Raw genomic sequence first — 25,035 nt, forward strand, 5'->3', positions numbered from 1 at the left:
ATCAGGCGCTACACCAGCCAGTTCTCGACCTTCAGGCCTTTGATCCGGTTGAACTCCCCGGTGTTGGCGGTCACCAGGGTAGTTCCAAGCGCACAGGCGTGGGCAGCAATAAAAAGGTCATTCTGGCCGATGGTCTGGCCCCTGCCTTCCAGTTCTGCGCGAATCGCGCCGTACTCGGCATCCACCGGCACATCGAGCGGCAAGACGGGAATCTCAGCCAGCAATTCCTCGACCTTCTTGTGCAACTTGGCTGATCTTTTCTTGACGCAGCCATATCGCAGTTCCGACGCGACCACGATGCTGGTACACACGGCGGCGTCTCCCACGCGCAGGACAGCGCTTGCGGCTTTCCCGGCCGGATTTCGGATCATGTCGCTGACAATGTTCGTGTCCAGCATGAACCGCATCAAAAAAATTCCTCGGATTTGACAGGCATATCCTCGACTTCGGGAAAGTCTTCCTCGGCACCGGGCGGCGGCTCTTTCGCCCATTGCGCGAGCAGTGCGGTGAGACCAGGTTTGCGGACCGGCTCGATGATCAGGCGGTCGCCTTCACGGCTGATCAAGACCTTTTCGCCGGGAAGTTCGAACTCGACAGGAATGCGCACCGCCTGGCTGCGATTGTTACGAAACAGCTTCGCCTCCTTCGGCGGGGTTGTTGAATGGCGGTGTTGAGACATGACAACAGCTCCCTTGTATATACTATTTGTATATGCCAGACAGGGCGGCGATGCAATCGCCTTGCACCGCGTTGGCCGGCCGGGAACCATCGTGCACGCCGACGGCATCGGCGCCGCTGCCAAGCTGTCCTGAGACTCTGCTTGAAAGAAAAAACCAGAAATCGCCCACAGCGGGAATATTTCTTCTATCGACAACGTGGAGCGGCCGCTCTGCGTGCCTCGTCGCGCACGATGCCTTGCCGCTATGGTCCGGCATTAAGCTCATGGCATTGGAGCCTGCTTTCATGAAGCGATTTTTGCTTGGCATCGCCACGTTGGCCGGCCTCTTCCTCGCATCCTCCCAAGCCTGGTCGGCCGACAAATTGCTCAATGCTTCCTATGATGTCGGGCGCGAACTGTTTGCGCAGGTCAACAAGGCGTTCGTCGCCGGCCACCCCGGCGTCACCATCGATCAGTCGCATGCCGGAACCTCGGCACAAGCACGCGCCATCGCCGAAGGCCTCGGCGCCGACGTGGTCACGTTCAACCAGGTCATCGACATCGACTTCCTGGTCAAGAAGGGCCTCATCTCCGCCGACTGGCAGAAGGACTTTCCCGACAACGCCTCGCCTTTCTATTCGCTGCCCTCCTTCCTGGTGCGCGCCGGCAATCCGAAGCACATCAAGGATTGGAACGATCTCGTGCGCGACGACGTCCAGGTGATCTTCCCTAATCCGAAAACATCGGGCAATGCGCGCTACACCTATCTCGCGGCCACCGCCTACGCCAAGGAAGCCTTCAAGGGCGACGATGCCAAGGTGAAGGAGTTCGTGACAAAGCTGTTCAACAACGTGCCGGTGTTCGACAGCGGCGGGCGCGCCGCGACCACCACTTTCGTGCAGCGCGAAATCGGCGACGTACTCATCACCTTCGAGTCGGAAACGCGCGGCGTCCGCAAGGAGTATGGCGAGGACAAGTTCGAGCAGGTAACGCCTTCGGTCAGCCTGTTGGCGGAATTTCCGGTGGCGATCGTCGACACGGTTGCAGACGAGCATGGCACGCGCGATCTCGCCAAGACCTATCTCGACTTCCTCTATACACCGGAGGGCCAGGACATCGCCGCCCGCAACGGCCTGCGGGCCCGGGACGCGGCGGTCGCTGCCAAATATAAGGCTGAGTTTCCCGATGTCCGCCTGCTGACGGTGGAGGAGGTCTTCGGCGGCTGGGCCAAGGTCCAGGCCGAGCACTTTGCAGCGGGCGGCCTGCTCGACCAGACTTATGGCAGCCGCTGAGGCGATGTTCCAATTTTGACAGAAGCCGGCTTTGCCGGCTTCTTTGCTTTCGCGCCGCGAAAGGTGATTTCTGGCACTTTCCGGGCGCATTCCGTCCAAAACGTTACGAAGAATCAACGCGTCTGTGCCTACCGTGAGAACGGACGGCTTGTTTTCGCGAACGGCTTCGCCTGATCAAACCGTCATGATTTGCACACAAACAGCCGCCAGACGCAGGTGGTTGGGGCTTCATGGGTTGACTCGGGGCATGCTTACCAAAAAAGGCAAATACGGCCTCAAGGCCCTCGTGCATCTGTCGGGCCTGCCGGTCGGCCAGCTCGCATTCGTCAACGACATTGCGGTCGCCAATAACATCCCCAAGAAATTCCTGGATGCCATCCTGGGCGAGTTGCGTAACGCCGGCTTCGTCCAGAGCCGCAAGGGCAAGGAAGGCGGTTACCGCCTTGCCCGGCCGGCTTCCGAGATCAAGATCGGCCATGTCGTGCGTGTCCTCGACGGGCCGCTGGCGCCGATCCCCTGCGCCAGCCGCACGCAATACCAGCGCTGCGAGGATTGCGACGAGGCGACCTGCCAGGTCCGGCACATGATGCTGGAGGTCCGGCAGGCGATCGCCGAGGTGCTGGACAACCGCAGCCTCGCGGCCATGCGCGACGCCGACAATGACGATTTCCCAGTCGAACTGACGTCGCAAATCTAGCGCGCGAGCAGGCTCAAGGCGGTCGCGACGGTGTCGGCGACCGGACGCGTGCCATCCAGGGTCATTGCCGCCTCGTCCGCCGCTGGCGCCTCGAGCGTGGCGAACTGGCTGTCGACCAGGCTCGCCGGCATGAAATGACCCTTGCGATTGCCGACGCGCTGTTTTGCTGTTGCCGGGTCGATCTCCAGGTAAACGAAAACGATATCCGCGCAAAAGCCGCGCAGGCGATCGCGGTAGCTGCGTTTCAGCGCTGAGCAGGCGGCGACCACACCTTGCCCGCTTGCGACCGACGCGGCCATCCGCTGGCCGATCGCGTCGAGCCAGCCTTCGCGCAGCGCGTCGGTGAGCGGCTGGCCGCTCGCCATGCGTGCGACGTTTTCGGGCGGATGCAGCCTGTCGCCTTCGATAAAGACGGCGCCCAATGCCGCTGCAAGCGCTTCGCCGACAACCGACTTGCCGCAACCGGCAACGCCCATCACCACGATGGCGGGTACCGTTCGAACAGTGCTCGCCGGCTTATATGCCACGTCTTTACCGGTCATGCAGGTCAGCGGCTTGCCGGCGCGCGGCCATAGAGCAGCAGCATGGCGACGATGACGACGCCGTAGATGATCTGCCGTCCCGCCTCCGGCATCTGCATGACAGAGAGAATGGACTGCAGAAGCGTGATCAGGATTACCCCGGCGACTGTGCCGAGATAGGAGCCGCGCCCACCGAGGATCGAGGTGCCGCCGAGCACCACCGCGGCGATCGACGGCAGCAGATAGGCATCGCCCATCGACTGTGCCGCCTTGGAGGCATAGCCGGCCAACAGCACGCCGCCGAAGGCGGAGAGCCCGCCCGAAACCGCAAAGGCGATCATCACTACGCGCCTTGTATCGATGCCGGAAAGATAGGCTGCGCGCTCGCGATTGCCAATGCCATAGACGGTGCGGCCGAAGCCGGTGCGGGTCAGCACGAACACCATTGCGGCGCCGATCAGCGCCCAGATGAGGACGGCGTTAGGCACGGCAGGAACGGCAAAGCCGGTCGCCAGATAGCGCATCGCACCGGTCGCCGAATCCTGCGGCGAGAAACCGCCCGTGTAGACCACCATCAGCCCCTGCGCGACGGCGTTGGTGGCAAGCGTGATGATCATCGAGGGAATGCGCAGATAGGCGACGCCGATGCCGTTGACGATGCCGATCAGAACACCGCAGAAGATGCCGAACGGAATGGCAAGCGCCACGCCGACCGGGCCGTATGCGGCCGCGGCACAGGCCATCATCGCGCCGGCCGCCACCGACCAGGGCACCGACAGGTCGATCTGGCCGAGCAGGATGACCAGCATCATGCCGGTGGCGATGACGCCGAGAAACGACGCCACCTTGAGCTGCTGCAAAAGGTATTCAGGCGACAGGAAGCTGCGCGAATAGAGGCTGCCGAGGAACAGCAGTAGCACGATACAGGCGAATGCCGTCAGCACCGCCGGGTCGGCGCGGCGGAGGAATTTCGGCATGCGGCCGGCGAGACCACTCACAGTCGTTTCGCTCACAGGAACCACTCCAGCCGGTTGCGGACCCGAAACAGGGCGAAGGCGCCGAGGCTGACCGCGATCAGCAGAATGACGCCCTGGAACAGGGGCTGCCAGAGCGGATCGAAATCGAAGACGAACAGCAGGTCGCCGATGGTGCGGAAGGCAAGCGCGCCGAAGATCGCGCCGATGGCGCTGCCCTTGCCGCCGAACAGCGACACGCCGCCAAGCACGACCGCGGCAATCGAAAACAGCGTATAGGCGTTGCCGCTGGCATAGGCCGCATCACCGGTATAGGTGAAGAACGTCAGGAACAGCCCGCCGATCGCGGCAAGCAGACCGGCAAGCGCATAGGCGGCGAACTTTCCACGCCGGATCGGCACGCCGGACATGTAGGCCGCCATCTCCGAGGAGCCGGCCGCATAGGCGGCGCGGCCGAGCACCGACCGGCTGAACGGCACCCAGACGACAAGCACGACCGCCAGCAGCGCCACCAGGCTCGCCGGCACGATACCAAACAGGCGCCCGGTCAGCGCATCGGCGAGCCCTTCATTGACCGAGCCGCCCGGAAACGGCCGAAGCAGCAGCGCAATGCCGAAATAGACCGCACCGGTGGCGATAGTGGCGACAATCGGCTGCAGGCGTCCATAGATGACGATGGCGCCATTGATTGCCCCGCACAGCAGGCCGGTGCCGAGCACGGCGATGACGCCGACAGCCGTCTCGATGCCGGTGCCGACGACCAGCCACGACGCCAGGCAGTTGGTCAGGGTGAAGATCATCCCGACCGAAAGATCGATGCCGGCGGTGATCACCACCAGCGTTTGCGCCATGGCGACGAAGGCGAGCAGCACGCCCTTGTTCGAGGCCGTTTGTACGACGTTGGCGGTGAAGCCCGCCGGATGGTTCGAGGTGTAGATGACGAACATGACGACGAAGATGCCGAACGCCAGCAGCGTTCCGCGCTGTTCAGCAAGCCAGTAGCGCCAATCCTTCACGCGTCCGCTCCTTGCCTTGGCATCTCTTCGTGAATGTTGAGCGCGCTGGCGATCAAGGCCCGCTCGGTGATTTCGGCGCCGACCAGTTCACGCTTGACGGCGCCGTCATAGAGCACCAGCACGCGGTCGCAGCAGCCGATCAGCTCGTCATAGTCGGTCGAATAGAAGAGGATCGCCGCACCCTGGTCGGCAAGCTTGCGCATCAACTGGTAAAGCTCCTGCTTGGTGCCGACGTCGATGCCGCGCGTCGGATCGTTGAGCAGGATGATGCGCGGCTGCCGCATCAGCCATTTGGCGATGACGACCTTCTGCTGGTTGCCACCGGACAGCGCGCCGACCGGAATGTCGAGGCCGGCGGTCTTGATCGCCAGGAGACCCACCATATCGTCGATCAGCCGCTGCTCGGCGGCGCGATCGATGATGCCGGCCCTGGACAGCCGGTCGAGGGCAGCGAATGAGAGGTTTTCGCGCACCGTCATCGGCAGCATCAGCCCTTCGGTCTTGCGGTCCTCCGGGATCAGCGCCATGCCGATCCGGTCATCGCGCGCCGCGGCCGGGCTGGCGATCGCCACCGGCCTGCCGTCGATCAGGATCTGGCCCGACAGGCCACGCAGCACACCGAAGAAGGCGAGCAGCAATTCGCGCTGGCCCTGGCCGTCGAGGCCGCCAAGCCCGACCACCTCGCCCGCCCCGACCGATAGCGAGACATCGTGCAGCCGATCCGTCCAGGACAGGCTGCGCGCCTCCAGAACCGGCGTGGCTGCGGCAGCCGCCCGCGCGGGCTTGGGCGGAAAGATGTGGCTGTATTCGCGCCCGATCATCAGTTCGACGACCTCGTTGTCGCTTTTTGTACCGGCCTCGTAGCTGGCGACATTGCGGCCATTGCGGAACACCGTGCATTGGTCGGCCAGCTCGGCGATCTCGTTCATGCGGTGCGATATATAGAGCAGCGCCAGCCCTTCCGAACGCAGCCGCTTCAACACGGCGAAAACTCTGGCGACGTCGGCCGCGGTCAGCGCCGAGGTCGCCTCGTCGAGGATCAGGATGCGTGGCTTGCGCGCCAGTGCCTTGGCGATCTCGACCATCTGCCTTCTTGAAAGAGGAAGATCCTTGACCAGCGCCAGCGGATGGATATCGGAAGCGCCGGCGCGAGCGAGGGCTTCTTCGGCGATGCGGCGCTGCGCCTTGCGATCGATCATGCCGAAACGCTTCGGCGGATCGGAAATGACGATGTTGTCGGCAACGCTGAGTTCGGGGACGAGCGACAGTTCCTGGAAGATGCAGACGATGCCGGCCTGGTTGGCAGCGGCCGGCGAAGCGAAGCTCACTTCGTTTCCGTCCAGCATCATGCGGCCCTCGTCGGGCGCAACGACCCCCGCCATGACCTTGATCAGCGTCGATTTGCCGGCGCCGTTCTCGCCGAGAATGGCGTGGATGCTGCCCGGAGTGACCGACAGTTCGGCCTTCTCCAGCGCGCGCACGCCGCCATAGCGCTTGGATATGCCTTCCATGCGGAAGAGCGGAACCGCACCGTCCATCGGCCCTCCCCAGGCGCTTGGCAATCAGGATGTCGAGCGCCGACGCCGCGGGATCTCCCGCGGCGTCGGGCTGTCGGAGTTTACTGGTTTTCCTTGCTCTGGCCCATGATTTCCTGCGCCGTGAAATTGATGCCGCAGGTCGGGAAGGAATTGCCGACGAAGAAATTGTCGGATTGGTCGGGGAAGTAGTCCTGGCCTGCCTTGAAGTTCGGATCCTCGACGATCGCCAGCGGCAGCTTGACCGCTTGCGGCACGACCTGGCCTTCAAGTGCTGCAATCGCCGTCTTGATGGCAACCGCGACCTGCGCCGGGCCGGTGCCGGCCGACGAGCATTTCAGGCCGTCAGCGGCGAACTTGGCGCAGAATTTGCGGAAGCCGTTCTCCGTCTCGCCGCCGAACGGCACGAACGGATGCTTGGCATCGATCATCGCCTGCACGATGCCGGTATCGCCTCCCTGTCCGGTAATGCCGTCGAAGGGGCCGTTGGTGGCGATGGCATCGGCCGTAGCCTTTTGCGCAACGCCGTCATCCCACTTGCCGACGACCTCGGTGACATCCCATTTCTTGCCGGAGGCGTCGAGAACCTCGTGGATGCCGTTATGGCGGTCGGTATCGACGGACGTGCCGGCTACGCCGCGCACTTCCAGCACCTTGCCGCCGTTCGGCACGTGCTTGACCAGCCAGTTGCCCCACAATTCGCCAAGGCCTTTCTGGTCGACATTGACGTTGATGGCATCCTTGGTGTCGAGGATGTTGTCGAAGGCGACCAGCACCACGCCGGCTTCCTTGGCCCGTTTGATGACAGGACCGAATGCGGTCGGGTTCTGGGCGTTGACGACAATCGCGTCATAGCCGGAATCGATGAAATTGTTGATCGCCGAAATCTGCGCCGGCACGTCTTCGCCGGTCGAGACCACCTTGAATTCCTTGAGCTTGGCCGCGACGTCCGGCTGCGCTGCATAGGCCTTTGCCGTCTGCACCATCTGGATGCGCCATGTGTTGGCGATATAGCCGTTGGCCAGAGCGATGCGGTACGGGCCGTCTTTCTTGGGGAACTTGAAGAACTGCGTATCGGCCGACCAGGGCGCGAAGCAGTCAGGCTCGGCCGATGGCCCCTTGACGATTTCAGGATCGGCGATCGCCGACGAGCTCAGCATGACGAAAGCAGTGGCGGCAACGATACCGCCAACAAGTGACTTGATCATCGATATTCCTCCCAGTTGCAGTTTTGTTTGTTGTTACGCCGATGAATTTGCGCGTTTCCGGCCCGGCACCTCCCGCCGTACCCGTCGCGCGTTCAGGTGGCCGAATGCCGCCCGATCCCCTCCTTTGTTGCCCGGCTAGTCCCGCAAAAACTATCATATTATACATAATAAACAAGCATGAGCTGTCGCTTATGTATAATAAACAGCCTCCCATGGTCGGGCGAAGTACCGCCCGGCGATAACTGGTAGCGCTACCATGACGTAGTGTAAAGCGCCATTGCATCGAGGCTCGCTTCAGCGCGCCGTGCTTTCACGCCGCTTGAGTTCGAAGCCGAGGTCGACGACCCGCTGTTCCGGCCTGTTGCCTTCGATCGCCGCAAGCGCCATGGCGACCGCCCGCCGGCCGATCTCGTAGCGATACGTCCGAACGCTGGTGACCGACGGAAACGCCACCTCCATCATGTCGAGATCGTTGAAGCCGACGATGCCGATCGTCTTCGGCACGGCGATCGAAGCGCGGTGGCATTCGAACAGCACGCCAAGGGCGATATCGTCATTGTTACAGAACACGCCGTCGAGGCTCGGCACCTTGGCCAGCGCGTCGCGGAACAATTCGCGGCCGAGGGTGACGCTGGAGGGCACCGGCGTCGTGGTGGTAAGCCGCGCATCGAACAGGCCGGCCGCCTCCATCGCCGTACGATAGCCCGCCAAGCGCCGCTGCGAACGCGGATCCATGCGCGCGCCGATGAAGCCTATCCGGCGATAGCCTGCCTCGATCAGATGTTCCGCAGCCGCCTTGCCGCCCTCGAAATGCGAGAAACCAACCATCATGTCGACCGGATCGGGCCCGGTCTCCATCACCTGCACCACCGGACAGCCCGCCGTTTCCAGCAGTTTTCGCGAGGCCGGCGTCTGGTCGATGCCGGCCACGATCAGCGCCGCCGGGCGTTGCGGGCCAAACACCTGCAGCAGCCGCTCTTCCTCGAGGCCGGAATAGTGGGTGTTGCCGAGCTGGATCCGGAAAGGGCCATCCGACAGGCTGTCGTAGATGCCGCGCACCACTTCGGCAAAGACGTTGTTGGTAAGCGACGGCACCAGAACGCCAAAGACCTCGGCGCGCGCCGAAGCCAGCGCCCGCGCATTCGGGTCGGGCACATAGCCGAGCTCGTTCACGGCCGACTCGATCTGGCGGCGCAGATCTTCCGAGACACGCCCCGGCTCACGCAGGGCGCGCGATACGGTAATGGCGCCGACGCCGGCCTTGCGGGCGACATCGGCGATGGTCGGGCGGCCGCCGCCGCGGCGCGTGCGCGGCTTGATCACCATACTGGTCCCGAGGCCGGGCAACCGCCCAGACGCGACCGTGAGACGATGTTCAGGGTCTTTGCCACTGCTGCCTTGCCAACCTGGCCCGTTGCCACACCTTGCTGGCGTCGCGCAGCCTTCGGCTATTGTCAAGCGACGGCGGAGAGACTGTATCCGTACCGCTGTGCTTCAGGCCGCCACAGCAGCGCTGCGCCGGGCCTTCCACAGCAGCAGCACCATGGCCAAAATATTCAGAAGGTTCCAGGCAATGCCGTTGAGGAACGCGGCGGCATAGGAGCCGGTCAGATCGTAAATCCAGCCCGACATCCAGCCGCCGATCGCCATGCCGAAGATGGTCGCCATCATGACGATGCCGACGCGCTGGCCAGCCTCCTTGGCTGGCATATATTCGCGCACGATGATCGCATAACAGGGCACGATGCCGCCCTGCGACAGGCCGAAGACCAGCGAGACGACATAGAGCGAGGCAAGCCCGTCGAACGGGATATAGAACAACAGCGACAGGCATTGCAGCACCGAGCCGATCAGCAGGGTTTTCACGCCGCCGATGCGATCGGCAAGGAAGCCCGAGCCTAGCCGGCTGACGACGCCCGCCGCCAGCATGATCGACAGCATATCGGCGCCATGCGCCACGCCGTAGCCGAGATCCATGCAATAGGCGACGATATGGACTTGCGGCATCGACATCGCCACGCAGCAGCCGAGCCCGGCCACGATGAGCAGCGCCTGCAAGGCCGCCGGCGACAGGGAGATCGGCTGCACCACGCGGCTGCCCGGCGATCCCGGAGCCGCCTGGGGCGGTGCGCCGCGCCGGAGCAGCAGGATCAGCGGCACCATGGTGACCAGGCAGACGGCGCCGATCGCGGCATAGGTGAAGCGCCAGCCTTGCGCCTGCATGACATAGGGCATCGCCGTCGGCCAGATCGCTCCGGCGAGATAGTTGCCGGATGCGGCAGCAGTCACCGCGACGCCGCGGCGCCGGTTGAACCAGTGCGAGATGTCGGCGATCAGCGGCCCGAAGATCGCCGACGAGCCAACGCCGATCAACAGGCCCTGGACGAGGGTGAACTGCAGGATCGAACTGGTCAGCGACGCCAGCAGGAAGCCGGCGCCAAGTGTAATCGCGGCAATCAGCGCCGGGATCCAATACCCCATGCGGTCGATGGCGCGGCCGAACAGCACATTGCCGGCGGCAAAGCCGACCATGGTCGCGGTGTAGGGCATCGAGGCAGCGGCGCGGTCGACGCCGAATTCTGCCTGCACGGCAGGCAGCACCACGACCACCGCCCACATGCCGACCCCGCCGATCGTTGCCAGCAGCATCGAGATGCCCAGCCGTATCCAGGCATAGGCACTGTCGATGCCGGAACTTCCTGCCTGGCTTGAGACGATTGGGGTCAAGAGCGTTTCCTGTCCGCAGTTCTTGAATCGGCGGTTCTGACCACTATCGGCGCATTCGCATCGCCGAGCAGCGCCACGACAGGCAAATCCGTGGCTCCAGGGATTCGGGCCGAAGTGGAACAGGGGTGCGCCATAAGGCGTTTTCCGGCAACGACCTAGTGGAAGGAGTTTGCCATGACCGCGCAACGGAAATGGTCCGCCGACGTCACCGGGCACAGCGACGCGCTGGACCTCGAGGAACACATCTTCGAATCCCACGATCCCAAGAAGATCGCCGCCTCTTTGAAGCGATCGGCCGAGCACAGCGACCGACGCAAGGCAGGGCCGTTTCAATCCGCCATGTCGATGCTCAATTTCTACATCAACCGCGCCGGCAAGAACCTGCCGGCGGCGCAGAAGAAAGTGCTGGAGGACGCAAAGGACGAACTGCGCGCCCTTTTTGGCCGCCCAAAAGAAGATTAGGGTCGGTCTCCATTAATTGGTTCTGCCAGATTCGGCTGAACTGGACCTAGTGACAGGGCCTCTTTGTCGCCAGTCTGCAGGCTCGGCTTGTATTCCCAAGCCCGCAAAAGCCTGGCGTCATGACGATCAAGATCGGTATCAATCCCATCACCTGGAGCAATGACGACGTTCCGGCGCTTGGCGGGGATACGTCCTTGGACACCTGCCTGTCGGAAACCGCGCTGGCCGGCTACCGCGGCACCGAACTCGGCGGCAAATTTCCGCGCCAGGCTGAAGTGCTTGGGCCGCTCCTGTCTTCCTATGGCCTGGAACTCGTCTCCGGCTGGTATGATGGCCGCATTCTCGACCGCACGGTCGACGAGGAATTCGCGGCGATCACCCCACATCTTCAGCTGTTGCGCGACCTTGGCGCCAGGATCGTCGTCTACGCCGACACCTCGCGCGGTCGCCATGACGGCATTTTCGCACCGATCTCCGAGCGTCCGCGCCTCGCCGACGGCGACTGGCCGTCCTATGGCGAGAAACTGACCGCCCTCGGCGACCGCATGGCCGCATTCGGGGTCGGCATGGCCTTCCACCACCACATGGGCACCATCATCGAAACGGACGATGAAGTCGACAGGCTGATGGCGGCGACGGGCCGAAGCGTCGGCCTGTTGTTCGATACCGGCCACTGCCTGTTTTCGGGCGGCGACCCGCAATCGCTGCTGCAACGGCATCTCGACCGTATCGTGCATTTCCATTGCAAGGACGTTCGCAGGGCTGTGCTGGAACGGGCACGCCGCGAGGACATGAGCTTCATGGCGGCGGTAATGGAAGGCATTTTTACCGTGCCCGGCGACGGCTCGGTCGATTTCCTGTCATTGCTGAAACCCCTCGCCGCGCGCGGCTATGAAGGCTGGCTCGTTGTCGAAGCCGAGCAGGATCCGGCCAAGGCGCATCCGCTAACCTATGCCAGCAAGGGCTATTTCTCGCTGCTCGCCACCGCCCGCGAGGCCGGCTTCGAAATGGCGACGCGGCAGGCAAACTGACCGGCCCGCATTTGCGAGCCGGGGGACACGATGGGCGCGCGCCTCGATGGGGTTAGCGACGCGAAAGCGCCCGGCGATCCGCGCCGCCTTGCTCCCTGCGCGGTGCGGATCGCAGAAACCCGGCTCTGGATTTCAAGCCCCGACTTTCAAGCTTGAGGCCGGCCGGAAGCCGTGCCTTGATGCAACCGAGGAGGAGCGACATGGCTTTCGAAGCTGCGCTTGGCATAGAACGGCTTTGCACCATCCGCGAGATTGCCGAGAAGGCGGAACTTGGCGCCGCCACCGTGCATCGCGCGCTGAAGAACAGCCGCGAGATCCGTCCCGAAACCAGGCGGCTGGTGCTCGACACCGTCTGCCGGCTCAACGAGGGAAAGATCGCCCGCGCCGCCCGGTTCGTCGGGGGATAGTGCCTTGCCCGACCACATGCGCCTCTCCCTCGACATCATGTCGGTCGACCGCGCCTCGGAAGAACCGATGCATCGGCAGATCTACGGCGCCTTGCGACGCTTCATCCTTGACGGCCAGATCCCGCAGAACACTCTGCTGCCGTCGACGCGCTCGCTGGCCGAAGATCTGAAGGTCGGGCGCAACACCGTCATCGCCGCCTATGACCAGCTCCTTGCCGAAGGTTTTATCGAGGCGCGTGCCGGATCGGGCACCTGGGTGGCGCCGATCCAGCAGAACCGCCCAATGGCTTCCCTGCGCGCCGGACTGGCGGCGCCGCAAAAGCTGTCGCGGCGTGGCCAGACCATCGTCAACGGCCCGCAACCGCCACGCAATGCCGGTGTCATCAATTTCCATCCCGGCGTGCCTGAAACGGCATCGTTTCCGTTCACCATCTGGTCAAGCCTTCTGGTGCGCAATGCACGCAGCCGCGACGATAGTCTGCTTGGTTATCTCTCCTTTGCCGGTCACCCCGGCCTGCGCCAGGCCATTGCCTCGACCATCGGCCTGTCGCGCGGCATCAGTTGCACCGCCGACCAGGTGATCATCGTCACCGGTGCGCAGGCAGCGCTTGATCTGGTCTCGCGCGTGCTGATGGACGAAGGCGACCATGTCTGGATGGAAGAGCCCGGCTATCTCGGCGCCAAAAGCGCCTTTCTCGCCAGCGGCGCCAAGCTGGCACCGTTGAAGGTCGACCGGCGCGGCTGGCATCTTGCCGATCCGGAGCTGCCGCCGCCGCGGCTGATCTATGTGACGCCATCCTGCCAATGGCCGTTCGGCACAATCATGCGTATCGAGGAGCGATTGCAGTTGCTCGACATCGCGGAACGCAACGGCGCCTGGATCGTCGAGGATGACTATGACGGCGAATATCGGTTCCGCGGCCGGCCGGTGCCGGCGCTACGCGGGCTCGACCATGCCGACCGCGTCGTCTATATCGGCAGCTTCGGCAAGACGCTTATCCCGGCGCTGCGCATCGGCTATCTGATCGTGCCGCGCGAATTGTCGGTTCCGTTCGACCGGGCGGTGAGCATCACCGGCCAGTTCGCGCCGCTGATCCTGCAGGCAACGGTCAACGACTTCATCATGCAGGGCTATTTCGCCACGCACCTCAAGCGCATGCGCCGGCTCTACGCGCGCCGGCAGGCGAACTTCGTCAAGCTGTGCCAGGAGCACCTGGCCGAATGGCTGACCGTGACGGAAAACGATTCCGGCATGCAGCTGCTGGCGAGCTTCGTCAGGCCCTATAAGGACAGCGACGTGGTCGCCGCCGCCCTCAAGGAGGGGCTCGACGTTCAGGGCATCTCCATCAACTACCACTCTACTGAACCCGAGCACGGCCTGCTGCTCGGCTACGCTGCAATGGACGAACGTCAGATCCTGCGCGCCGTGCTGGCGCTGCGCGCCGCGTTCCTAAGATTGGATAGAAGCTAGAGCCGGCTCTCCATCTCGTTCACCGCGGGTTGAATCGGTCGTCCGCAGTGATTAGGAATATGGGACGCCGGTCCTTGTTTTTCGGCGTCCGCGCAAAGCGCGCTTCCCAAGGCCGAACCTCCCCGAAAACCAGAAGCATGCCCACCGCCGGTATAGGCGGGCAACGCATTCATCTGAACCATGAGGATTGCCATGAGAACCGCATCCTGTGCCTGCGGGCAACTGAGGATCTCCTGTAACGGAGAGCCACAGCTGGTCGCACAGTGCCACTGCCTCGACTGCCAGAAACGGACCGGCAGCACATACGGCGTCGCCGCCTTCTTTGCGCGCGACAAGGTAGAAGTCAGAGGCGACGCCAGGACCTACAGGCGGTCAGCTCGGAGCGGCCACCACGTCACTTTCCATTTCTGCCCGGGCTGCGGCTCGAGCGTCTTCTGGGAGCCGAGCAAAAGCCTGAATGGATCGCCGTCGCAGTCGGCTGCTTCGCCGATCCGGCCTTTCCGGCGCCAGCGCATGTTGGGTGGGAAGACCGGCGTCATCCCTGGGTTTCCGGTTAGCGACGCCAACCCGCCAGGGCAGCGCTTTATCTTACTGGTTGATCTCGGGTTCAACGAGCTTCGCCAGATTTCGCAGCGACTCCTGCCAGCCGAGATAGCAGGCCTCAACCGGGATGGCGTCTGGGATACCTGCCTGCGTGATATTCACTTCGGTGCCGACCGACACTTTCTTCAATGTCACGGTCACCTCGATCTCGCCGGCCAGGTTGGGGTCGTCGAACCGGTCGGTGTAACGCAGTCGCTCATTGGGCACGAGCTCGACATATTCGCCGCCGAACGAGTGGCTGTCGCCGGTGGTGAAGTTGCGGAAGGACATTTTGAACGCACCGCCGACTTTCGCCTCGAAGTGATGAACCGTGCAGGTGAAGCCGTTCGGCGGAAGCCATTTCGCAAGTGCATCCGCTTCGAGGAACGCGCGGTAGACTTTCTCCGGGCTGGTTGTCAGAACGCGGTGCAGCCGTACGGTGCCGGGCATATCGTTAATCCTCCGTGTTGGTGATCGATGCCCCCTAGGACGAGCGGAGCCCGGCCTATCCGACACGGGCCCGCGGATTTTTTGGCGGCCGGTTATGCCGGCCGGAATCCTCGGCCGGCCACCGGACAAGGAACTCGACCGCAGGGTAGCAAACCGCGCCGGATCTGGTCTAGTTCACACTGTCGAACTTCTGCAGGTCAACCGGTGCCGCCTTGCGCAATTCGATATCATCGAGCGAAGCATTCTCCAGCGCCACGCGCGCCGCCGCATCGATGTTGTGGATCATGTCCTGAATGTCGGTATCGCTGTGCGCCGGGTTCATGGCGACCATCACGGTGCGGTTGAGGATGTCGAGCGAGCGCTTGCCGAGGTCGCCGGAATAATCCAGCCGCAGGCCCTGGTTCTCGGGCAGTGCGTAAGGATTGAGCGCCGGGTGATGCGCCCCTTCATGCATCAGCACCTGGTCCCACTGGGTGAAATTGTGACGGCCGGTCTTGCCGGCAACGACGCTCGGAATGGTCTTCGAAAAAGTCTGCGCCGCCTGCTCGCTCGGCAGCAGGTACATCACCTGTGCGGCACAATCGTCGTCCGCGCTGTTCATCGGCGACGGCGTCAGCCCAAGATTGCTAAGGTGGTGGGTACCGGCCAGCACCGTCTTCTTCTCGGCTCGCATCGCCTCGATGATGCCGTCCAGCCGGTCGAGTTGGACGTTGAGCATCGCCCCCATCAGTTCGGAAGCACGCGCGCCGATGCCGGCGAAGGGTTTGATGCTGTCGCTTCTGCCCTGCCAGTAGAAATGGCAAGGGTCGATGGCGCAGCGCGCCCGTTCCGCCACTTTCGGGTCGCTGGTGGCGATACCGCCGCCCTCGCCCGAGGTCATGTTCTTGAAGTAGTTGAAGGAATAGGCGCCGGCATGGCCGATCGAGCCGAGCTTGCGGCCCTCATAGCCGCCGCCGATGCCTTGGCAGACATCCTCCAGCACCAGCAAGCCGCGCTTGGCAGCAATGTCCATGATCGCATTCATGTTGCAGGCCGCGCCCCACATATGCACCGGGATGACCGCCCTGGTGCGCGGCCCGATGGCATCGCGCAGGGCGATGGGATCGATGGTCAGGCTCTCGTCGATGTCGACGATGACGGGAATGGCCCCGACCGACAGCACCGCGGTCGCGGTCGCCATATAGGTGTGCGCGGGCACCAGTACTTCGTCCCCCGGGCCGATGCCGAGGCCGATCAGGCCGGCGGCGAGCCCATAGGTGCCGCTGGCGGCCAGCGCGAAATGCTCGACGCCAAGATGCTGCGCATAGCGGGCCTCGAAACGGTCGCATTCGCTGTCCCTGCCGTAACGAAACAGCGCGCCCGAGCGGATCACCCTGGCAATGGCTTCGATTTCCTCTTCGCCGGCGGTGTACATGACAGGCCTCCAGTCACTTGATAATGTGGGTCACTTGATAATGTGGTCGCTTGATGGTGTGGACAGCTGTAGGCTTGTCGGCACGGTTTGAAAGAACCACTCCGCCGCTATTCGACCAAGCCATCTGCGCCCGGAAGACGGTTCCTATGACTGGTTTTGAACCGTGATTGGGGAAATCGGCAGCTAAGTGTCTCAGCCGGCAGGCAAATCGTACCCATCCGAATTCGCCAAAGTGGCCCTGTCGGAAAGGCAGGTTTCGGCGTTCCATTCCGGCCAGTTGGGCAAACGGTTGGTTCCATGAAATACGGGACACACTTTGGAAGACCCTGGAAACCGGCGTGCCGGCGGAAAGGCGGCCGTTCGTGAACGCCGCCGGCTCCAGCAAACGGATCGTACTCCACGAGGACGATGTCGGCATGTGCCACGGCGCCAACAGCGCCTTCCTCGAATTGAGCGGGCTGGGTGTCTGCAGTTCCGGCGCGGTGATGGTGCCGTGCCCGTGGTTCCTCGAAATGGCCGAAAGCGCCGCCGCCAACCCTGGCCTCGACCTCGGCGTCCACCTTACGCTGAACAGCGAGAAGCAGCACTACAAATGGCGGCCGTTGACCGCGCCGTCGCGGGCGGCCGGCCTGACCGACGAGTTCGGCTTCTTGTGGCCGGATGTGGCGACCACGCGCCGCAAGGCGGTGCCGCAGGCGGTCGAGGCCGAGCTTCGCGCCCAGATCGACACCGCCTATCGCGGCGGCATCGACGTCACCCACCTCGACGCGCATATGGGAGCGGCATTGTCGCCGGAATTCTGCAACATCTACATCAAGCTCGGGCTCGAATATCAGCTGCCGGTGCTGCTGACCAAGACGCTGTCCGCCTATTCCCCCAACGACAATCTGGTCGGCGTCACCGAGGAGGCGTTCCAGCGCGGCGTGGCGCTGGCCCGTGCCGGCGGCTTTGCCATTTTCGACGCCGCCATCCAGACGACCTGGGGCCGGCCGCGCTCCAGGCCGATCGAGCCGGCTTACAAAGCGCTCATCGACGGTGTGCGCGACGGCCTGACCTTCTTTTGCCTGCATTGCAACGCGCCCGGTGAACTCGAGCTGATCGAGCCGCGCTCCGCCTATATCCGCACCGAAGAGTACGAGCTGTTCCGCGACCAGGGCTTTCGCGACTGGCTCGCCGCACAGCCGATCGACGTCATCGGCATGAAGCCGTTGCGCGAGGAGCTTCGCGCAGCGCTCTCGGCCGGGCGATCATCAACAACAGCCCGCGGCAACACCGCGGACGAACAGCGATCGCCGTCGGCAAAGGCCCGCAAAGCGGCCACCCGATCCGCAACGTGAGCCGATCGTCGCGGCCGGAAAACGGCGCCAGAGGGATTGGAACTGCAACGACAAATGGGAGAATAAGATGAAAACTCTTCTGAAAGTGGCATTGGGCGCCTTCGTTTCGGCGGGCCTGGTGACGGGTATCGCGCATGCCGCGGGCCTGAAGGATCCGAAGGACGTCCGCATCACCTTCGTAGTGCATGGGTCGGCGTCCGATCCCTATTGGTCGGTGGTCAAGCGCGGCGTCGATGACGCGGCCGCCCTTACCGGTGCCAAGGTCGAATATTACGCGCCGCAGGTCTTCGACGTGGTCGAGCAGGCCCGGCTTCTCGACGCCGCCATCGCCACCAAGCCGGACGGTATCGCCGTCTCCATCGCCGACGCCAATGCGCTCGGCAAATCGGTCAAATCCGGGCTTGCCGCCAATATTCCCATGGTGGTTCTGGATTCCGGCGAAAAGGAAGGCGCCGAGCTCGGCACGACGCTCTATGTCGGCACCGTTTCCGAATATGATTCCGGCAAGAAGGCCGGCGAGCGGCTGGCCAAGGAAGGCACGCTCAAGGTCGTCTGCATCAACCACGAGGTCGGCAATGTCAGCCTCGACCAGCGCTGCCAGGGCCTCAATGACGGGCTGAAGCCCTCCGGCGGCGGCACCGAGGTTCTGGCCGTGGCGCCCGATCCCGCAGACATCCAGCGCCGCACGGAAGCCTATCTGTCGGCGCATCCCGACACGCAGGCCGTCTTTGCGCTCGGCGCCACCGCCGCCAACCCGCTGATCCCGATGTTCCGCGACAAGGAACTGTTCGGCAAGCTCAAGCTCTACACATTCGACATCAGCCCGGAGGTCCTCGACTCTGTCGTCGCCGGCGAAATGGGCTTCGGCATGGATGCCCAGCAATATCTGATGGGCTATCTGCCGGTGATCTATCTGGTCGAGCAAGCGACGCACGGCTTTTGGCCGCAGAACAACGCCTATACCGGACCGCTGTTCATCGATTCGCCGGAAAAAGCCAAGGCGATCCTGGCGCTCGCCAAAGAGGGCATCCGCTAAGCAAGCGCTCCGACGGAACGGGAGAATGCGCCAAGCGCACTCCCGATCCGTTCGAAGATTGCGAATTGAGCGATTGGAGAGCCTAATGGCGGTCGTGGAAGACAAGGCTATATCTCCGGGCGAACTGAAGGCGACCGACCGCTTCGGCATGACGTCGAAGCGGGCCGCCGGCGCCGACGAGCGGCTGGCCAGCACCGGCAAGCTGACCCAGTGGCTGCGCCGGCCGGAAGCCGGTGCCGCCGGTGGGCTGCTTGCGACGATCATCATCTTTGCGCTGCTGCCGGGCGCGGCAAACCTCTATTCGCTGCAGGGATCGATGACCTTCCTGACGCTGTCGGCGGAGCTCGGCATCGTCGCCACCGCGGCAGCACTCCTCATCATCGCCGGCGAGTTCGATCTTTCGGTCGGCTCCATGGTCGGCTTTGCCGGTGTCGTCATCGGGCTGACGGTGAAGTACTGGGGCCTGCCGCTATGGGGCGGCATCGCCTGCGCCTTCGCCGTTGCCATCCTCACCGGCTATCTCAACGGCCTGATCGTGGTGAAGACGCGCCTGCCCTCCTTCATCGTCACGCTCGCCACCCTCTATATCCTGCGCGGACTGTCGATCGGCATCACCCGCGCCGTCACCGGCCGCACGCAGATCCCCTACATCCTCGAAGGCGCGCCGGACCCGGCGACGGCCGGCATTTTCAACGGCCATCTGCTCACCGGCCTATTCCACTGGATGGGCGCGCAAGGCTGGATCGCCACCCGCAGCGACGGCATACCGTTCGTCGCCGGCATTCCGATGTCGATCGTCTGGTGGCTCGGCCTGACGGCGCTGGCCGGCTACGTGCTCACCCAGACGAAATACGGCAACTGGATCTTCGCCACCGGCGGCGACCTGATAGCAGCCCGCAACGTCGGCGTGCCGGTCGATCGCGTCAAGATCAGCCTGTTCGTCTACACCGCCTGCGCGGCGACGCTGCTTGCCACCATCCAGGTGATGGAGGCGGGCTCCGCCGACACCACGCGCGGCCTGCTCAAGGAATTCGAGGCGATCATCGCCGCCGTCATCGGCGGCGTGCTGCTCACCGGCGGCTACGGCACCGTCTATGGCGTGCTGTTCGGCGCGCTGATCTTCGGGCTGGTGCAGATGGGCATCTTCTACACCGGCATCGACACCGACTGGTTCAAGGTCTTCCTCGGCATCGTCATCCTGATGGCCGTGCTGGTCAACAACTACATCAGGCTGAAGGCGCTCGGCCGCGGAGGTGGCAAATGACCGAGCCGGCCCAAATGACCGAACCGGCCCAAATGACCGAACCGGCAATGGAACTGCGCGGCGTCAGCGTTAATTTCGGCTCGGTGCGCGCCCTCCAGGACATCGACATCAAGGTCTATCCGGGCGAGGTCCACTGCCTGCTCGGCGACAACGGCGCCGGCAAGTCGACGCTGATCAAGGTCCTGTCCGGCGTCTATCGGCCGAGCAAGGGCGAAATCCTGGTCGACGGCAAGCCGGTCACCTTCCGCAGCCCGCGCGACGCGCAGGAGCTCGGCGTGGCAACGGTGTTCCAGGACCTCGGCATGATCTCGCTAATGTCGATCACCCGCAACTTCTTCCTCGGCCGCGAGCCGACCAAAAGCAGCCTGCCCTTCTCGCGCATCGACAAGGAGCGCGCCAACACCATCGCCAGGCAGGCGATGGCCGATATCGGCATTGACGTGCGCGATCCGACGCAGGCCGTCGGCACGCTGTCGGGCGGCGAGCGCCAGTCGGTGGCGATCGCCCGCGCCGTGCATTTTGGTGCGCGCGTGCTGATCCTCGACGAGCCGACTTCCGCACTCGGCGTCCACCAGGCGGCGATGGTGCTGAAATTCATCATCGAAGCACGCATGCGGGGTTTGGCCGTCATCTTCATCAGCCACAACATCCACCACGCCTATCCGGTCGGCGACACCTTCACCCTGCTCAACCGCGGCCGCAATCGCGGCACCTATGCCAAATCGGAAATCTCGCGCGACGAGGTCATCTCGATCATGTCGGGCGGCGAGGATCTGAAAGCGGTCGAGGCGGAGATTGCCGGCCTGCTCGCCCAGATCGGCAACCGGCCGCCTGCGGCGCCTTGAGCTGACAATCGGACATTGCGGGGAATGATCCAATGAGCAGGATACGCGTCGGGGTCGTCGGCGCCGGCATGATCTCGCAGGTCGAGCACATCCCCAATCTGCTGCGCCTCGGTGAATTGTTCGAGCTGGTCGGCGTCGCCGATCCCTCGAGGATTTCGCGGCAGTTCGTCACCGACACCCATGGCATTGCCAATTTCGAAACAATCGACCAGCTCTTCGACCAACACCTCGACGCGGTGGTGATCGGCTCGCCGGACCCGCTGCATCACGAACAAGTGCTGGCGGCGCTGGCGCGCGGCCTGCACGTCTTTTGCGAAAAACCACTCTGCTATCCGCTGGCGGAAATCGCCGGGATCATCGCCGCGCGCGATGCCGCCAGGAAAATCGTTCAGGTCGGCTATATGAAGCGCTTTGATCCGAATTACCGGCTGGCGCTCGCTTCGCTGCCTGGAACATCGAGCACGCTGCGCGCGGTCTCGGTGGAGGTAAACGATCCCGACGCCTGGCCGTTCATTGCCCATCAGCCCTACAGGCGCGGTACCGATATCCCACAAGACATGGTCGCCACTGTCGCCGCAAAGCAGAAGCGCCAGGTCGAAGAGGCCGTCGGCGTGCATCTGACCGATCTCGCTTTCCGTGGATTTACCGGCGCTTACAGCTCGGCCTTGATTCACGATGTCAACGCCGTCCATGGTCTGCTCGATGCGCTCGGCGTGCCGGACGGCGAGGTCGTCGGCGCGCAGATCTTTGCCAATGGCGACGGCGGCCACGGCGCCGTCAAGTTGCTGGACGGGCAGGCGCTGTGGACCATGACGCATCTCACCGTGCCCAAGCTCGCCGACTACAAGGAGCGGATCACGCTGTTCTTCGACGATGCCAGCCTCGAGCTCGAATTCCCCTCGCCCTGGCTCAACCATCATCCGACCCGGCTGACGGTGACGACCTCGGACGGTCACACGCTGTCGAAGAAAGATTTGCGGGCCGGTTACGCCGAAGCCTTCGTCGAGGAGATGCGTGGCTTCTGGGCGGCGATCGTCAATGGCGATGCCGTCGTCAACCCACCCGAACACGCTGCCCGCGACCAGGCGCTGCTGATCGGGCTGACCCGGCGGCATCTGGCCTCATAAGATCGTCGGCTTTCAGATCTTGGCGGCGCGCAGTTCATCACGCATGCCGCGCATGCCGATCACTTCGATGTCGAACTCGCTGATCCACGCCTTGACGCGCGCCGTCTTGAACAACGCGTATTCCTCGGTCCGCAGATGGGCATCCGGAGGATTGATCGCCTCGAAATCGCCTACCGTGTTGAAATGCAGCGACAGGAAACTCAACCCCTCCGGGATTCTGGCAAACATCGCGTGGTAGGCCGTCTGCGCATCCGTCTTGCGCGCCCAAGGCGTTTCCAGAACGATGTCGAACACCGGTTCGCCTGCCGCTTGCGCCTTTACGATTTCGGCATCGTAGCGGGCAATGTCCAGCTCACCGGCATAGCTCGCCGGGTTGTAGCCCGACAGGTCCTTCACCACCAGCGCCGGCAGCCGGTATTCCCGGCCGAGCTTGCGATAGATGGCGATGAATTCCGGCATCTGCGCCGTGCCCATGTGAGCGTCGAGATGGGTGATGTCGATGCCGGCAGCGATGGCGCATTCGATCTGCGCACGCAGTTCCGCTTCCACCGCATCGGGATGGGCTTTGCGCGCCTGCGGTACGGTCGGCCAGAAATAGCCGAACTCGTCAGTCATCGCAGCCGATTTGGGCGGGTTGGTCAGCGGACGCCAGCGATACGGCTTCTGCTCGCTGGTCAGCGTCAAGTGCACGCCGAGGTCGAAATCGGGATTGGCGACGGCGATCTGAGCGGCTTCCGGGAACCACGGGCATGGCGCCATCACCGAACCGGAACTGCATGTGCCGAACTTCGACAGTTCGAAAAACGCGACATTTGCGCCATGGCTCATGCCGACGTCGTCCTCGTGGATGACGACACGCTTCCTTGCGGTCTTTACGGTCATTTCCTGCTCCTGAACTGCTGCATTGTCATCTCACCCGACACGGGCAACGAGGTCGGTCAATTCGTCGAGCTCGATCTCGTCACGCCGGAACCGGCCCGCCACGCGCCCCTGCGCCAGAACCACCAGATCGTCGGCCACCGAGAGCGCGTGACGGAAATTGTGGGTGATCAGGATGACCGCCTGGCCCTGCTCGCGTGCCCTGAGAATGTGCTCGAGCACCCGGCCTGCCTGACGCACGGCCAGAGCCGACGTAGGCTCATCCAGCACAAGCAGCGACGATCCGAAGAACATGGCTCTTGCGATTGCCAGGGACTGGCGTTCGCCGCCGGAGATGTTGACGCCGCGTTCGTCGAGACCGCGTTCCCAGCGCACCCCGAGCTGATGCAGCGCCGAGCGCGCCATGTCGTCGGCGCGTTTCATATCGAGCCATTTGAACGGCCCGAAACCTTTCAGCGGTTCGCGGCCGAGCACGACATTGCGTGTGACCGACAGCAATTCGCAGACGGCAAGGTCCTGGAACACCGTGGCAATGCCGCGTTCGCGCGCCTGAGCGGGGTTGGCGAAAGCCACCTTCTCGCCGTTGAAGCGCAATTCTCCCCTGTCCGGCGGGAAGACGCCGGACAGGATCTTGATCAAGGTCGATTTGCCGGCGCCGTTGTCGCCGAGCAGCGCCAGGATGCGTCCGGCATAGGCGCTTAGCGACACGTCGACCAGCGCGGTGGTGGCGCCGAACCCTTTCGACAGGTTGACAGCCTCGATCACCGGCACCGCGCCGGCAGCGACCGGCTCGACCGGAGGGCGGCGAAGGGTCAGGTCGTCGGAGCCGCTGCCGGCCGGCAGCCGGGCCCCGCGCTGGGCATCCAGGCCAGACGGCTCGCTCATCGCGTCTTCTCCTTCGCCAGGCTGCCGGCGGGCCGTATCTCCGCCGTTGCGGCGTTGCCGGCAATCGCCGCGTCGGCAGCACTGCTGTCGCGCTTGAAGCCGCCCATCGGCCTGGATTTGGCGATGCGGCGCGCCACCGAGGTATTGAGGATGACCGCGCCGACGACAATGACGCCGGTGAGCGTGCGGAAGAAATGGCCGGGAGCGCCTGCCAGCACCAGGCCGACCTGGATCATGCCGAAGGTGACGGCTCCGAGAATGGTGCCGATGACGCTGCCGTAGCCGCCGGCCAGCAGCGTCCCGCCGATAACGGTAACGGCTACCGCCTGCAGTTCGATGCCCTCGCCGCGCAATGCGTCGACGGAGGAAAAGCGGGCAACCTGGATGACGCCGGCGATGGCTGCCAGCGCGGATGTGATCATGAACAGGACGACGGTGACGCGGTCCACCGGTACGCCGAGATTGCGCGCCGCCTGTTCGTTCTGGCCACGTGCCTGGATCCAGTTGCCGAACCTGGTGCGCGCCAGCAGGAAGGTGCCTGCCAGCCCGATTGCCAGGAACCACAGCATCGACATACGAAAGCCGGCAAGCAGCGGACCCGCCATTATGGCCTTGAACCCGGGGGGAATGGCGACCGTCATCGGAAAGCCGCCGGTCAGCGCGATCAGTATGCCGCGCCAGATCAGCATGGTGCCGAGCGTCACGACAAAGGAATGGATGCGGAACCTGACCACGATCATGCCGTTCGCCCAGCCAAGCGCGGCTCCGACGGCCACCGCGACCGGCGCGGCGACGATCGGTGGCAGGCCGAAGTCGCGCATCAGCACCACGCAGACGAACGAGGTGAGTCCGAGCACCGCGCCCACCGACAAGTCGAAGTGACCGCCGATCATCAGCAGCGTGACGCCGACGCTGACGATACCGAGTTCGGCCGCGACGGCCATGATGCTGATGTAGGACAGCCTGGTGGGGAAAAGCTGCGGGCTGAGCGCGGTGAAGACCAGGAACAGGATGACGACGGCCGCGATCGACGTCGCCTCCGGCCGCAGCATCAGCCGTCTCAGCGCCTCGCCGGCGACCACACGGGAGGAAGGCTTGTTGGCCGCATTCGGCCCGGGCTGTTCGTTCATGCCGTCACCCCGATACAAGAGTGGCCACGAAGATGGCGAACGGGCGGCTTGGCCGCCCGTCCTGGACGCGTGCTAGGTTTTTGCTGT

At 63.8% G+C, this 25,035-nt stretch carries 26 protein-coding genes and 1 pseudogene; 12 read left to right on the forward strand and 15 right to left on the reverse strand.

The window, feature by feature from the left end; all coding sequences use genetic code 11:
- Positions 1-8: 8 nt before the first annotated feature.
- On the reverse strand, positions 9-407 hold the full coding sequence (locus tag NKH28_RS25825; RefSeq protein WP_502906661.1) for a type II toxin-antitoxin system VapC family toxin: 399 nt from the start codon (positions 405-407) through the stop codon (positions 9-11).
- Entirely contained in the window at positions 407-679 is a 273-nt protein-coding gene (locus NKH28_RS25830; RefSeq protein WP_352473543.1) for an antitoxin, read from the reverse strand. The genes NKH28_RS25825 and NKH28_RS25830 overlap by 1 nt, the downstream gene beginning before the upstream one ends.
- A gap of 284 nt (positions 680-963) precedes the next feature.
- Here NKH28_RS25830 and NKH28_RS25835 point away from each other — a divergent pair, with 284 nt between their 5' ends.
- The gene (locus NKH28_RS25835) at positions 964-1,950 is read left to right on the forward strand and encodes a sulfate ABC transporter substrate-binding protein (protein WP_352473511.1); all 987 of its coding nucleotides are present in this window, start codon (positions 964-966) and stop codon (positions 1,948-1,950) included.
- A gap of 247 nt (positions 1,951-2,197) precedes the next feature.
- The gene (locus tag NKH28_RS25840; RefSeq protein WP_006202816.1) at positions 2,198-2,647 is read left to right on the forward strand and encodes an RrF2 family transcriptional regulator; all 450 of its coding nucleotides are present in this window, start codon (positions 2,198-2,200) and stop codon (positions 2,645-2,647) included.
- Here NKH28_RS25840 and NKH28_RS25845 read toward each other — a convergent pair.
- The 7 genes from NKH28_RS25845 to NKH28_RS25875 all read right to left on the reverse strand — a co-directional run bounded on the left by NKH28_RS25845 (position 2,644) and on the right by NKH28_RS25875 (position 10,628).
- A complete protein-coding gene (locus NKH28_RS25845) occupies positions 2,644-3,123 on the reverse strand; it encodes a gluconokinase (protein ID WP_352473509.1) in 480 nt (159 codons plus the stop codon). The genes NKH28_RS25840 and NKH28_RS25845 overlap by 4 nt on opposite strands.
- A 71-nt stretch (positions 3,124-3,194) precedes the next feature.
- Complete coding sequence (locus tag NKH28_RS25850) at positions 3,195-4,181, reverse strand: ABC transporter permease (RefSeq protein ID WP_352465244.1); 987 nt, start codon at positions 4,179-4,181, stop codon at positions 3,195-3,197.
- On the reverse strand, positions 4,178-5,158 hold the full coding sequence (locus tag NKH28_RS25855) for an ABC transporter permease (protein WP_352465245.1): 981 nt from the start codon (positions 5,156-5,158) through the stop codon (positions 4,178-4,180). Before NKH28_RS25855 ends, NKH28_RS25850 begins: the two co-directional genes overlap by 4 nt.
- Positions 5,155-6,696 carry a sugar ABC transporter ATP-binding protein gene (locus NKH28_RS25860; protein ID WP_352542444.1) on the reverse strand — a complete coding sequence of 514 codons (1,542 nt, stop codon included), beginning with the start codon at positions 6,694-6,696 and terminating at the stop codon, positions 5,155-5,157. Before NKH28_RS25860 ends, NKH28_RS25855 begins: the two co-directional genes overlap by 4 nt.
- A gap of 80 nt (positions 6,697-6,776) precedes the next feature.
- Positions 6,777-7,901, reverse strand: coding sequence for a sugar ABC transporter substrate-binding protein (locus NKH28_RS25865; RefSeq protein WP_352473506.1), 1,125 nt, complete (start codon positions 7,899-7,901; stop codon positions 6,777-6,779).
- Between the two features lie 294 nt (positions 7,902-8,195).
- A complete protein-coding gene (gene gntR, locus NKH28_RS25870) occupies positions 8,196-9,227 on the reverse strand; it encodes an HTH-type transcriptional regulator GntR (protein ID WP_352980722.1) in 1,032 nt (343 codons plus the stop codon).
- Positions 9,228-9,395: 168 nt separating this feature from the next.
- The gene (locus NKH28_RS25875; RefSeq protein WP_352491068.1) at positions 9,396-10,628 is read right to left on the reverse strand and encodes an MFS transporter; all 1,233 of its coding nucleotides are present in this window, start codon (positions 10,626-10,628) and stop codon (positions 9,396-9,398) included.
- Positions 10,629-10,802: 174 nt separating this feature from the next.
- Between NKH28_RS25875 and NKH28_RS25880 the strand changes: the two genes are divergently transcribed.
- From NKH28_RS25880 to NKH28_RS34520, 5 genes and pseudogenes are all read left to right on the forward strand, one after another.
- Complete coding sequence (locus tag NKH28_RS25880) at positions 10,803-11,090, forward strand: DUF3175 domain-containing protein (protein ID WP_352473504.1); 288 nt, start codon at positions 10,803-10,805, stop codon at positions 11,088-11,090.
- 119 nt (positions 11,091-11,209) lie between these two features.
- Complete coding sequence (gene iolE / locus NKH28_RS25885) at positions 11,210-12,121, forward strand: myo-inosose-2 dehydratase (RefSeq protein WP_352980723.1); 912 nt, start codon at positions 11,210-11,212, stop codon at positions 12,119-12,121.
- Positions 12,122-12,321: 200 nt separating this feature from the next.
- Positions 12,322-12,528: a LacI family DNA-binding transcriptional regulator gene (locus NKH28_RS25890; RefSeq protein WP_352980724.1), complete on the forward strand. Its 207-nt coding sequence runs from the start codon at positions 12,322-12,324 to the stop codon at positions 12,526-12,528.
- Between the two features lie 4 nt (positions 12,529-12,532).
- Complete coding sequence (gene mocR / locus NKH28_RS25895) at positions 12,533-13,999, forward strand: rhizopine catabolism transcriptional regulator MocR (RefSeq protein WP_352980725.1); 1,467 nt, start codon at positions 12,533-12,535, stop codon at positions 13,997-13,999.
- 192 nt (positions 14,000-14,191) lie between these two features.
- Positions 14,192-14,389: pseudogene (locus NKH28_RS34520) on the forward strand (GFA family protein); the annotation flags it as partial.
- Here the strand turns inward: NKH28_RS34520 and NKH28_RS34525 are convergent.
- The 3 genes from NKH28_RS34525 to NKH28_RS25910 form a co-directional block, all read right to left on the reverse strand.
- Positions 14,362-14,538 carry a hypothetical protein gene (locus NKH28_RS34525; RefSeq protein WP_502906662.1) on the reverse strand — a complete coding sequence of 59 codons (177 nt, stop codon included), beginning with the start codon at positions 14,536-14,538 and terminating at the stop codon, positions 14,362-14,364. The pseudogene NKH28_RS34520 and the gene NKH28_RS34525 sit on opposite strands and share 28 nt — an antisense overlap.
- Before the next feature lie 49 nt (positions 14,539-14,587).
- Positions 14,588-15,031: an SRPBCC family protein gene (locus NKH28_RS25905; RefSeq protein WP_352542451.1), complete on the reverse strand. Its 444-nt coding sequence runs from the start codon at positions 15,029-15,031 to the stop codon at positions 14,588-14,590.
- 169 nt (positions 15,032-15,200) lie between these two features.
- Entirely contained in the window at positions 15,201-16,445 is a 1,245-nt protein-coding gene (locus NKH28_RS25910) for a DegT/DnrJ/EryC1/StrS family aminotransferase (protein WP_352980726.1), read from the reverse strand.
- 362 nt (positions 16,446-16,807) lie between these two features.
- On the opposite strand from NKH28_RS25910, the gene NKH28_RS25915 reads away from it, so the two are divergent.
- From NKH28_RS25915 to NKH28_RS25935, 5 genes are all read left to right on the forward strand, one after another.
- On the forward strand, positions 16,808-17,782 hold the full coding sequence (locus NKH28_RS25915) for a polysaccharide deacetylase family protein (protein ID WP_352980727.1): 975 nt from the start codon (positions 16,808-16,810) through the stop codon (positions 17,780-17,782).
- Between the two features lie 67 nt (positions 17,783-17,849).
- On the forward strand, positions 17,850-18,818 hold the full coding sequence (locus tag NKH28_RS25920) for a rhizopine catabolism ABC transporter substrate-binding protein (RefSeq protein ID WP_352684769.1): 969 nt from the start codon (positions 17,850-17,852) through the stop codon (positions 18,816-18,818).
- 148 nt (positions 18,819-18,966) lie between these two features.
- Positions 18,967-20,082 carry an ABC transporter permease gene (locus NKH28_RS25925; RefSeq protein ID WP_352456268.1) on the forward strand — a complete coding sequence of 372 codons (1,116 nt, stop codon included), beginning with the start codon at positions 18,967-18,969 and terminating at the stop codon, positions 20,080-20,082.
- Between the two features lie 32 nt (positions 20,083-20,114).
- Positions 20,115-20,927, forward strand: coding sequence for an ATP-binding cassette domain-containing protein (locus tag NKH28_RS25930; RefSeq protein WP_023675815.1), 813 nt, complete (start codon positions 20,115-20,117; stop codon positions 20,925-20,927).
- Positions 20,928-20,959: 32 nt separating this feature from the next.
- On the forward strand, positions 20,960-22,054 hold the full coding sequence (locus tag NKH28_RS25935) for a Gfo/Idh/MocA family protein (RefSeq protein WP_352542455.1): 1,095 nt from the start codon (positions 20,960-20,962) through the stop codon (positions 22,052-22,054).
- A gap of 12 nt (positions 22,055-22,066) precedes the next feature.
- On the opposite strand, the gene NKH28_RS25940 is transcribed toward NKH28_RS25935, so the two are convergent.
- The 3 genes from NKH28_RS25940 to NKH28_RS25950 are packed head-to-tail and all read right to left on the reverse strand — an operon-like array spanning position 22,067 to position 24,948.
- Positions 22,067-22,936, reverse strand: a complete 870-nt coding sequence (locus tag NKH28_RS25940; RefSeq protein WP_352980728.1) for a polysaccharide deacetylase family protein — start codon at positions 22,934-22,936, stop codon at positions 22,067-22,069.
- A gap of 30 nt (positions 22,937-22,966) precedes the next feature.
- Complete coding sequence (locus NKH28_RS25945; RefSeq protein ID WP_352542457.1) at positions 22,967-23,818, reverse strand: ATP-binding cassette domain-containing protein; 852 nt, start codon at positions 23,816-23,818, stop codon at positions 22,967-22,969.
- Entirely contained in the window at positions 23,815-24,948 is a 1,134-nt protein-coding gene (locus tag NKH28_RS25950; protein WP_352980729.1) for an ABC transporter permease, read from the reverse strand. The genes NKH28_RS25945 and NKH28_RS25950 overlap by 4 nt, the downstream gene beginning before the upstream one ends.
- Positions 24,949-25,035: the final 87 nt, after the last annotated feature.

Source organism: Mesorhizobium sp. M1227 (genome assembly GCF_040318315.1).
Taxonomy (GTDB): domain Bacteria; phylum Pseudomonadota; class Alphaproteobacteria; order Rhizobiales; family Rhizobiaceae; genus Mesorhizobium.